Annotated in this window: 7 protein-coding genes; 6 read left to right on the plus strand and 1 reads right to left on the minus strand. The window is 38.7% G+C overall.

Features of this window, described 5'->3' with window-relative positions:
- Positions 1-52 precede the first annotated feature (52 nt).
- On the minus strand, positions 53-973 hold the full coding sequence (locus B7C41_RS15650) for an AraC family transcriptional regulator (RefSeq protein ID WP_085299877.1): 921 nt from the start codon (positions 971-973) through the stop codon (positions 53-55).
- A gap of 244 nt (positions 974-1217) precedes the next feature.
- On the opposite strand from B7C41_RS15650, the gene B7C41_RS15655 reads away from it, so the two are divergent.
- The 6 genes from B7C41_RS15655 (at position 1218) to gmhB (ending at position 10324) form a co-directional block, all read left to right on the plus strand.
- Complete coding sequence (locus B7C41_RS15655; RefSeq protein ID WP_085299878.1) at positions 1218-4613, plus strand: methylmalonyl-CoA mutase family protein; 3396 nt, start codon at positions 1218-1220, stop codon at positions 4611-4613.
- 17 nt (positions 4614-4630) lie between these two features.
- Positions 4631-6424 (plus strand): acyl-CoA dehydrogenase C-terminal domain-containing protein, encoded by a 1794-nt coding sequence (locus B7C41_RS15660; RefSeq protein ID WP_085299879.1) that lies wholly within the window; start codon positions 4631-4633, stop codon positions 6422-6424.
- A 204-nt stretch (positions 6425-6628) separates the two neighbouring features.
- Positions 6629-7645: an oxidoreductase gene (locus B7C41_RS15665; RefSeq protein ID WP_085299880.1), complete on the plus strand. Its 1017-nt coding sequence runs from the start codon at positions 6629-6631 to the stop codon at positions 7643-7645.
- A 20-nt stretch (positions 7646-7665) separates the two neighbouring features.
- Positions 7666-8787, plus strand: coding sequence for an enoyl-CoA hydratase/isomerase family protein (locus B7C41_RS15670; protein ID WP_085299881.1), 1122 nt, complete (start codon positions 7666-7668; stop codon positions 8785-8787).
- A gap of 118 nt (positions 8788-8905) precedes the next feature.
- The gene (locus B7C41_RS15675; protein ID WP_085299882.1) at positions 8906-9667 is read left to right on the plus strand and encodes an SDR family oxidoreductase; all 762 of its coding nucleotides are present in this window, start codon (positions 8906-8908) and stop codon (positions 9665-9667) included.
- A 108-nt stretch (positions 9668-9775) separates the two neighbouring features.
- Complete coding sequence (gene gmhB / locus B7C41_RS15680) at positions 9776-10324, plus strand: D-glycero-beta-D-manno-heptose 1,7-bisphosphate 7-phosphatase (RefSeq protein ID WP_085299883.1); 549 nt, start codon at positions 9776-9778, stop codon at positions 10322-10324.
- Positions 10325-10767: the final 443 nt, after the last annotated feature.

The following is a 10767-nucleotide window of genomic DNA, read 5'->3' on the forward strand; positions in this document are numbered from 1 at the left end:
TAAAGGAGTGAAATTTGGTTAACTACCTTATAGGGAATTACCGCTAGCCATTCTATACTCTGCTTGTTCCATTATCGAAAAAAACATTGGAACTATGGCGAGAATCTCGATATTGCTTTGGGGAAATACCGACTAATTTTTTGAACAGTCGTGAAAAGTAATAGGGATCGCTATAGCCAAGGCCGTTGGCAATGTCTTTTATCGCGATATCGCTATTATCTAGTTGTGAACAGGCATGCTGAATTTTCATATTAATAAAGTGTTGAATAGGGGAACTATCTGTTAGCTCCTTAAATTTTTTCGCAAAGTGAAATTTTGATAACTGACTGTAGTGAGCTAAAGTGTCCAAACTCAGTTCTTGATGCAAACTATTGCGCATTAAAGCCTCTACGGCTTCAAGGTCGAAACTTGAACTGTTGTTAAACATAGTTAGACGCAGTTGCAGCGCTAAAAAACTTAACGCTTGCTGTAATATATGTACAGCATGTATTACGTTGGTTGCGGTGTAACCCCGAGCGCCCAAAGCGAGTAAATGGTCAAAATCGCTGACAATATTATTCAATACACCAGCATGAGCAACCCCCGCGTCCATTTTCATCAACAACCGCTCGGCAAAGTCTTGTGCTAAATCGCCAGTAAAGTTAATCCAATAAACTGTATTGTCAGCTACTTTGCTAGTATTACTAATTTTAAACGTAAAAGGTGTATTAGGATTAATAATAACAAGATCGCCACGTTCTATGCTTCTTATTTTACCTTGATAATTCAATTCACCCGAGCCAGATACACAGTAAATTAAGGTATGGCATTGGCTGTTGTCCTGCTGCAATTTATAGTTATTATTGGCTTGTGTCATCCCTAAAGAAATAGGATACAAGCCGTCAGTTAAACGATGCTTTGATAGCTTCTTTAATAAGAATACCGGAATAAATAACCGGATGTCGGGTGATTTCTTCATGATGAAATTGGACATATTTCTCTAAAGTAATTGTTTAAGGCTACTTGGTGGTCTAATCACAATATAGTCCATCAAATTAACAATAAAATCAATGTTCATCATGTTTCTAGTGTGGTCTAATTTTATCATTAGGTTTCTATTATCAATTTTTACGACTAAAACTAGTGCATTAGTAACTTGTTTATAGCGTCTATTTACAATTGTTCTGGTAAATATTGCTTCATAAAAAAGCAATTTTGACAAATTAAGAGAGTTTAAGATGAATACTGAAAGATATCAGTTAAAAAATAAGATCCGTATCGTAACCGCGGCATCGCTATTTGATGGTCATGATGCAGCTATAAATATTATGCGTCGAATTTTGCAATCAAGTGGTGCAGAAGTTATTCATCTTGGTCATGACCGTAGCGTAGAAGAAGTAGTAAATACCGCTATTCAAGAAGACGCTAACGCTATTGCCATGACCTCATACCAAGGTGGTCATAACGAATATTTCAAATATATGTACGACCTTTTAAAAGAACGTGGTTGTGAGCATATTCGTATTGTTGGCGGTGGTGGTGGTGTAATCCTGCCTGATGAAATTAAAATGCTGCAAGACTACGGGATCACCCGTATTTACTCACCTGATGACGGCCGTGAACTTGGTTTGTTGGGTATGATTGATGACATGCTGGAGCGTTGTGACTTTAAAACTGGCGTAAATGTTAAAAAAGATGATGTTGCTAACCTGAAGAAAGGCATTCCATTACAAGATAAAAAACAAGCTATTGCCCGTTTAATATCAGCAGCAGAAAACGCACCTGAAGAAAACAAAGCAGCACTTGAGAAAATTCGTAAAATATCGGCGGTAAGTAAAACCCCTGTACTAGGTATTACCGGTACCGGTGGTGCGGGTAAATCTTCACTTGTTGATGAATTAATTCGCCGCTTTTTAATGGCAACAGATGATAGCAAAATAGCGATTGTTTCGGTTGACCCGTCAAAACGTAAAACTGGTGGCGCACTGCTTGGTGACCGTATTCGAATGAACGCGGTAAACAATGATCGTGTTTATATGCGTTCATTAGCAACTCGCCAATCAAACTTAGCGTTATCTGTTTATGTAAATGACACCTTAGATATTCTAAAAGCGACAGATTTTGATCTGATCATTCTAGAAACTTCAGGTATTGGCCAATCAGACACAGAAATTGAAGAACATTCAGATGTTTCTTTATATGTAATGACACCTGAATATGGCGCGGCTACTCAGCTAGAAAAAATCGATATGCTTGATTTTGCTGATATTATAGCACTAAACAAATTTGATAAACGTGGCGCGTTAGATGCGTTGCGTGACGTGAAAAAACAATATAAACGTAACCGTGGCATGTTTGAAGCTGGCGATGATGAAGTACCAGTATACGGTACTATTGCATCGCAATTTAATGACCGTGGCATGACCGAATTATACAATGCCGTGATCACTGAGTTGAATAACAAAGCAGGCTTAGTTGTTGGTGACGTGTTATCTGTTGACGGAACCTTAGCTAATAAGAGCAGTGTTATTCCCGGCGCGCGCATTCGTTATTTATCTGAAATTTCAGAAAATAACCGTGGCTATGATGCTTGGGTAGAAAAACAAGCTAAAGTGGCACAGAAACTTTATGGTATTCATAAGGCGATTGAAACAGCGAAAGAAACTGACTCTGAAGCATCATCAGGTTTAGTGATGCAGTTGGAAGCCTTATATAGTCAAGTTGAATTAGATTTAGACCCGAAAAACAAACTATTAATTGAAGATTGGGCAACTAAAGTTCAGCGCTATAAAAATCCTGAATTCAAGTTTAAAGTCCGTAACAAAGAGTTATCAATAGAAACCCATTCAGTATCGTTGTCAGGTAGTGACATTCCAAAAATTAGTATGCCTAAATACCAAGGTTGGGGCGATATTTTAAAATGGAATTTGCAAGAAAACGTACCCGGTGAATTCCCATACACTGCAGGTTTATTCCCGTTCAAACGAGAAGGTGAAGATCCAACACGTATGTTCGCAGGTGAAGGTGGCCCAGAACGTACTAACCGTCGTTTCCATTATGTGTCTAAAGGCATGCCAGCGAAACGCTTATCAACAGCATTCGATTCAGTAACCTTATACGGTAATGATCCAGCCATACGTCCTGATATTTACGGTAAAATTGGTAATGCTGGCGTTTCTATTTGTTGTTTAGATGATGCCAAGAAACTTTATTCAGGTTTTGATTTAGCACATGCTATGACATCTGTTTCAATGACGATTAATGGCCCAGCGCCAATGTTACTAGGCTTTTTCTTAAACGCGGCAATTGATCAACAATGTGAGCGCTTTATCACTGAAAATGGCTTAGAAAAAGAAGTTAACGCGACCATTAAAAAGATTTATAAAGACAAAGGTTGCGAACGCCCAAGTTACCAAGGTGAATTACCAGAAGGTAATGACGGCTTAGGTTTAATGCTTTTAGGTGTTACTGGTGATCAAGTATTGCCACCAGCGGTTTATGAAGAAATTAAAGCCCGCACATTAACCTTAGTACGTGGTACGGTTCAAGCTGATATTCTTAAAGAAGACCAAGCGCAAAACACCTGTATTTTCTCAACTGAATTTGCCCTTCGTTTAATGGGCGATGTACAAGAATACTTTATCGAAAAAGGTGTTCGTAACTTCTATTCAGTGTCTATTTCTGGTTACCATATTGCAGAAGCAGGTGCTAACCCAATCACCCAATTAGCATTAACTTTAGCGAACGGCTTTACCTTTGTTGAGTACTACTTAAGCCGTGGCATGGACATCAATGAGTTTGGTCCTAACTTATCATTCTTCTTCTCAAATGGTATTGATCCAGAGTATGCGGTAATTGGCCGTGTTGCTCGTCGTATTTGGTCAAAAGCGATGAAGAATAAGTATGGCGCTAATGCGCGTGCGCAAATGTTGAAATATCATATCCAAACGTCTGGGCGCTCTTTGCATGCGCAGGAAATTGATTTCAACGATATTCGTACTACGTTACAAGCACTTTACGCTATCAATGATAACTGTAATTCATTGCATACTAATGCCTATGATGAAGCGATCACCACGCCAACCGAAGACAGTGTGCGCCGTGCGATGGCAATTCAATTAATTATTAACCGTGAATTAGGTTTATCGAAAAATGAAAACCCAATTCAAGGTGCCTTCATTATTGAAGAACTCACTGATTTAGTTGAAGAAGCCGTATTAACGGAGTTTGACCGAATCAATGAGCGTGGTGGCGTACTTGGTGCAATGGAAACCATGTACCAACGTGGTAAAATTCAAGAAGAAAGTATGCACTACGAGCATTTGAAACACTCAGGTGAATTCCCAATTATTGGTGTTAATACCTTCTTAAGTTCAACGGGCTCACCAACAGTTGTACCTGATGAAGTTATTCGTGCAACTGAGGAAGAAAAAACTTATCAAATTGATATGCTTGCTAGCTTAAATAAAGCTAATGAAGTTGAAGTGAAAGAATTATTAAAACGCTTACAAACAGCAGCAATAAATCATGAGAATATTTTCGAATTGATGATGGACGCTTGTAAGGTTTGTTCTTTAGGTCAAATTGTTAATTCACTATTTGACGCCGGTGGTCAATACCGCCGTAACATGTAAGGGGATTAGTACTAACTATGAGTAATTATCAAGCGCCAATGCGCGATATGCAGTTCTTATTACATGAAGTTTTTAATGCTGAGCAATTGTGGGCAACCATGCCTGCCGTTGCAGACATGATTGATAAAGATACCGCTGATGCTATTTTGTCTGAAGGGGCAAAGTTAACCTCTGAAGTTATCGCGCCGTTAAATCGTAATAGTGATGAACAAGGTGCAACTTGGACTAATGGCGAAGTAACAACACCTGATGGCTTTTCTAAAGCTTATCAGCTTTATTGTGACGGTGGCTGGGGCGCATTAAGTGGCGAGCCAGAGCATGGCGGCATGGGTATGCCGAAAATGTTGCAATCATTTGTTGAAGAAATGACGCAATCTGCCTCTATTTCATTTGCTTTGTATCCAATGTTGACTGCTGGCGCTTGTTTAGCGCTATCAGCTCATGCTTCAACCGAAATGAAACAAACTTATTTAGAAAATATGTATTCGGGGCAGTGGGCTGGCACTATGTGTTTAACTGAGCCGCACGCGGGTAGTGATTTAGGCATTATGACGGCTAAAGCCGAAGCGAAAAACGATGGTAGCTTTGCTGTTTCCGGTACTAAAATATTTATTACTGGTGGCGAGCAAGATTTAACCGAGAATATTATTCACTTAGTGCTAGCTAAAATACCGGGTGCGCCAGAAGGACCTCGTGGTATCTCAATGTTTGTGGTACCTAAGTTTTTATTGAACGAAGATGGCAGTTTAGGCGCTAGAAACACCGTTGGTTGTGGTTCAATTGAACACAAAATGGGCATTAAAGGCTCAGCAACTTGTGTGATGAATTTTGACGGCGCTAAAGGCTATTTAGTTGGCGAAGAAAACAAAGGCTTAAACTACATGTTCACTATGATGAACTATGAACGTTTAGGTATGGGAATTCAGGGCGTTGGTGCTGCTGAAACGTCATACCAACAAGCTGCAGAATATGCCATTGAACGTATTCAAGGCCGAAGTGCTACCGGTAAAAAATCACCTGATAAAAAAGCTGACTCAATTATCGTACATCCTGATGTGCGTAAAATGCTGTTAACTATGCGTGCTTACAATGAAGGCGGGCGTTGTTTTTCTACCTACGTTGCCAAGCAATTAGACATTGTTAAGTTTTCTGAGAACCAAGAAGATAAACAGCAAGCTGAGCAATTGGTGGCATTATTAACACCCGTTGCAAAAGCATTTATGACTGATATGGCTTATGAAAGCTGTAATCTAGGGCAGATGGTTTTTGGTGGTCATGGTTATGTGCGTGAATGGGGCCAAGAACAATTGGTTCGTGATGTACGTATTGCGCAAATTTATGAAGGTACCAACGGTATTCAAGCTCTTGATTTACTTGGTCGTAAAGTTGTTGCCAATAAAGGGCAGTTTCTTGAAAGTTACTTTGCTGAAATAAATGCTTTTGTTAATGCAAATAATAGTAATCAAGCACTATTGCCTTACCTTAACCCGTTAAATGAGTCGCTAGAAAAATTAAAAGCGGTTACTGATTTAATTATTGCCGAGCAAAGTAATGATAAAGACATGGTCGGCGCATCAGCAACTGATTATTTAGCTGCCTTTGGCTTGGTTAGTTATGCCTATATGTGGGCGATGATGGCTGAAAAGTCAGTGTCGCAACTGAGTGATGAGTTCTACCAAGCAAAAATGTATGTTGGTGCATTTTTCATTGAGCGCTTATTACCTAAAATTGACAGTCATATAAAGTCAATTGAAGCAGGTAGCAAAACCTTGATGGCAATGCCGGAAGGTCTATTTAATTATAATCATTAGTATCTTTACGGCAGTGATATAAAGTAGTACGGGTATCAAACAGCGGGACTAATGTCTAATTGCACGAGCATGTTATTTTCTAAATGCTAGTGGCTACATTATTCTTTGCTGTTATTTTAGTTATGGGGTAGTAAAAAAGTTATTAAAGCTACTTTAATTACTGAATATGTCAGTCGATAAATTATCAATAGATAGGGTCATAACATGTCAACAGTTCCTGAAAAGTTTACCGCATTTCGAATTCATAAAAATGATAAAACCATTAGCAGTGGCTTTGAACAAATAGGCCTAGATGATTTAACGGCAGGTGAAGTCGTTATTAAAGTGGCTTATTCAGATATTAACTATAAAGATGCACTTGCTGCGACAGGTAAAGGTCGAATACTGAGAACTTATCCGTTAGTTGGTGGTATTGATTTATCTGGCGTAGTGGTAAGTTCAGAAGATTCTTGCTTTCAATCAGGTGATAAAGTACTGGTTTGTGGTGCGCAATTGTCTGAGCTATATGACGGTGGTTACACAGAATATGCTCGTGTTAAAGCAGACTCTGTGGTGAATTTACCTGATGGTATGAGTTTGCGTGACGTTATGGCGTTAGGTACAGCCGGTTACACTGCTGCTATTGCCATTCAACGTATGGAAGATAATGGCCAAGTTCCTGAGCGAGGACCTATTGTTGTTACAGGCGCTACAGGTGGTGTCGGTAGTTTTGCCATCAATATGTTATCTAATATCGGCTACGAAGTTATTGCCTTTACTGGAAAAACAGAACAAGAAGTTTACTTAAAAGAGCTAGGTGCTAGTCAATTAATAAATCGTCATGATATCGATATGGGCTCAAAACCGCTAGAAAGTGCTCAGTGGGGCGGCGCTGTTGATAATGTTGGTGGTGATACACTAGCATGGTTAACTCGCACCACAAACGTGTGGGGTAATATCGCTTCAATAGGCTTAGCAGGTGGCTTTAAACTCGAATCTACCGTGATGCCATTTATTTTACGTGGCGTTAGCCTATTGGGTATTAACTCAGTTGAAATGCCATTATCCGTGCGAGAGCAAGGCTGGAAACGCTTAGCTAGTGATCTTAAGCCTAGCAAGTTGGCAGTGATTTCACCAACAACAATTAAGTTCGCCGATTTACCTAATGCTTTTGATGCTTATGTTGATGGTAGCGTCACAGGTCGAACTGTTGTTGAAATAGATGTAAGTTTAGATAAGTAATATTTGAATAAAGAGTAATTATGTCGCCTGTAAATTTTAGTAAACTTGCTGCTGGTAATAATAAAAAAATAGCCATTGCTGAGTTAAATTCTCCACAATCTCTCAATGCACTTAGTTTGGTTATGATTGAATTATTGTTCAAGCAATTACTGACTTGGCAAAGTGATGATGAAATCGCAATGGTAATTTTACAAGGAGCGGGTGATAAAGCGTTTTGCGCAGGTGGTGATGTGGTAAGTTTAGTCCATGCATTGAAGTCTGAAAGAGACGCTAATGAAACAGCTATTTGTGACAAAGTTATTGCTGAAAGTCTTGCCCAAGAGTTCTTTTCAAAAGAGTATCAACTTGATCAACTTATTCATGAATTTACCAAACCTATTCTAGTTTGGGGCGATGGATATATTATGGGTGGTGGTATTGGCTTATTTGCAGGAGCAAGCCACAGAGTTGTGACTGAAAAAAGCTTGTTGGCGATGCCTGAAATCACTATAGGTTTATATCCTGATGTTGGGGCAAGTTGGTTTCTCAATAAAATGTCTAGTAATAGAGGGCTATTTTTAGGACTTACGGGGTCTATTTTCAACGCAGTAGACGCGCTTGATATTGGTTTAGCTAATATTGCCATTAGCAGCCGCTCTAAAGAGCATTTATTACAAAGCTTAAGCGAAGTAGTTTGGCAGGGTGAGCAAGAGAACTTTATTTTACTCGATAAGGTAATCGAGCATTTGATAGAGCACAGTTCTGCAGATTTCAAAGTAATCACCTCTAATGTTGAACAGCATCGAGATATCATTGAACAGTTAACTAAATTTGATAATGGCCTTGATATATATAACGCCATTTTAACCTTAGATACTGATAACGATTGGTTGCAGCGAGCGCAAGCTAAACTAAAAAAAGGCAGTCCACTTTCAGCTATGATAATCTATCGCCAATTAATGACCAGTAAGAACTTCACATTAGCAGAGTGTTTTTCTTCAGAGTTAAATTTAAGCCTTCGCTGTTGTCAGTATCAAGAGTTTTTGGAAGGTGTGCGTGCTTTATTAGTTGATAAAGACAAAAAGCCACAATGGGTATATGACGATATTAAAGAAATTCCTACAGAGTTAATTGACTGGTTTTTTACACCGATAGTTCGTTGATGTTTAGCAAAATAAATTAGATTAAATGGGTCTTACTCAGCTTAGTATTAAATAACTCCTTGTTTAAGTTGAGTAGCGGATTCAACAAGTATATAAAATAGAATATAGAGGATTAGAAATGAATTTGAACAATAAAACGATTGTTGTCACCGGTGGCGGTCAAGGCTTAGGTCGCGCAATGGCATTGAGTCTAGCTAAAACAGGTGCAAAATTAGCGTTAATAGATTTAAACGAAGAGCAGCTAAAAGCAACAGTTGCCATGGTTGAAGAGGCTGGTGCACGAGCAAAGTATTATTTAGCTAACGTAACCAACGAAAGTGAAGTAGAAGTGACATTTGCAAAAATCAATGAGGACTTTTCTGGTATCGATGGTTTAATCAATAATGCAGGTATCTTACGTGATGGTATGTTCGTTAAAGCAAAAGATGGTGTTGTTAGTAAAAAAATGTCTTTAGCGCAGTTCCAGTCTGTTATTGATGTCAACCTTACTGGTGTATTCTTATGTGGCAGGGAAGCAGCGGTACATATGATTGAGGGTAATCGCAAAGGCGTTATCATTAATATGTCATCAATTGCCCGTGGTGGTAATATGGGACAAACTAATTATGCCGCTTCAAAAGCTGGTGTTGTGGCCATGACAGTTACATGGGCAAGAGAATTAGGCCGTCACGGTATTCGCGTTGGCGCAATTGCTCCAGGTGTTATACGTACAGCAATGACCGAAGCGATGAAACCAGAAATGCGAGAACGGTTAGAGAAAATGAAACCAGTAGGGCGTTTAGGTGAAGCAGATGAAATCGCTCATACGGTTAACTATATTTTTGAAAATGAATTTTTTACCGGCCGCGTTGTTGAAATTGATGGCGGCCTTTGTATGTAAATGCATTTGCAAGCTAGATAGTTGCAAGTAAACATACATAGAGTGGATAATAAAAGGACGAGTTAAGCTCGTCTTTTTTATGAACATAGACATTTATTTGGATTTTAAATGAGTAAAGCACTTTTTCTCGATCGAGACGGCATTATTAATATCGATCATGGCTACGTCCACAAAATAGCAGATTTTGAATTTGTTGAGGGTATTTTTGAACTCTGCCAACTAGCAATCGCGAAAGGTTATCAAATTATCGTTATAACTAATCAAGCAGGCATTGCTCGAGGTCTTTATGATATTGCAATGTTCGAAAAGTTAACACAGTGGATGGTTGCTGCTTTTGCAGGGCATGGCATAGCGATTAGTAAAGTCTATTATTGCCCACATCATCCATCAAAAGGTGTTAATGAATTTGTTACGCCGTGCGAGTGCCGTAAGCCAGAGCCGGGTATGATCATGCAGGCGACACAAGAATTTGATATTGATTTGGCAGAAAGTATTTTTATTGGAGACAAAATTTCTGACATGCAAGCAGCAAGTAATGCGGGTATAGAGTGTAAAATACTTGTTGATAGTCGTTACACCAGCGAACAATCACCCGATACAGTTGATGGTGTAAATAGAATAAATGAGCTTACTGAAGCTAATGAATATATAAAATAAGATTAATTCATCATCGAATTGTGTGTTTTGTATTCAAGTGGGCTAGTATCTAGTAATAAATTTCATAAAAGTGCATTTAAGTGTTGACGTGCTCTGAAAAATCGCCATAATGCGCTCCACTTCTTCGGGGCAACCCAAGAAGCTTGTTTTAAAGAGTTAACTACACTGGTTTAGGCCAAAATAGCTGACTTAACGTTATAAAGTAGGGTTTTGAATATTCTAAAAAGAAAGTTCAAAAAAACACTTTTTTATTAGAAATAAACGTTGACTTTAAAACACGGAAGCGTATTATACGCATCCTGCTTCAGGCAAGGCTTGTAGCAACGAAACAAAGCGAATGAGATTTTGTTTCGGTTAACTCATCGAGTTAACGTTCTTTAACAATTAGTTATCATGCAATTTGTGTGGACACTCACATTAACGTTGATTTTACATAGTTATCC

This window comes from Cognaticolwellia mytili, assembly GCF_002104475.1.
GTDB lineage: Bacteria > Pseudomonadota > Gammaproteobacteria > Enterobacterales > Alteromonadaceae > Cognaticolwellia > Cognaticolwellia mytili.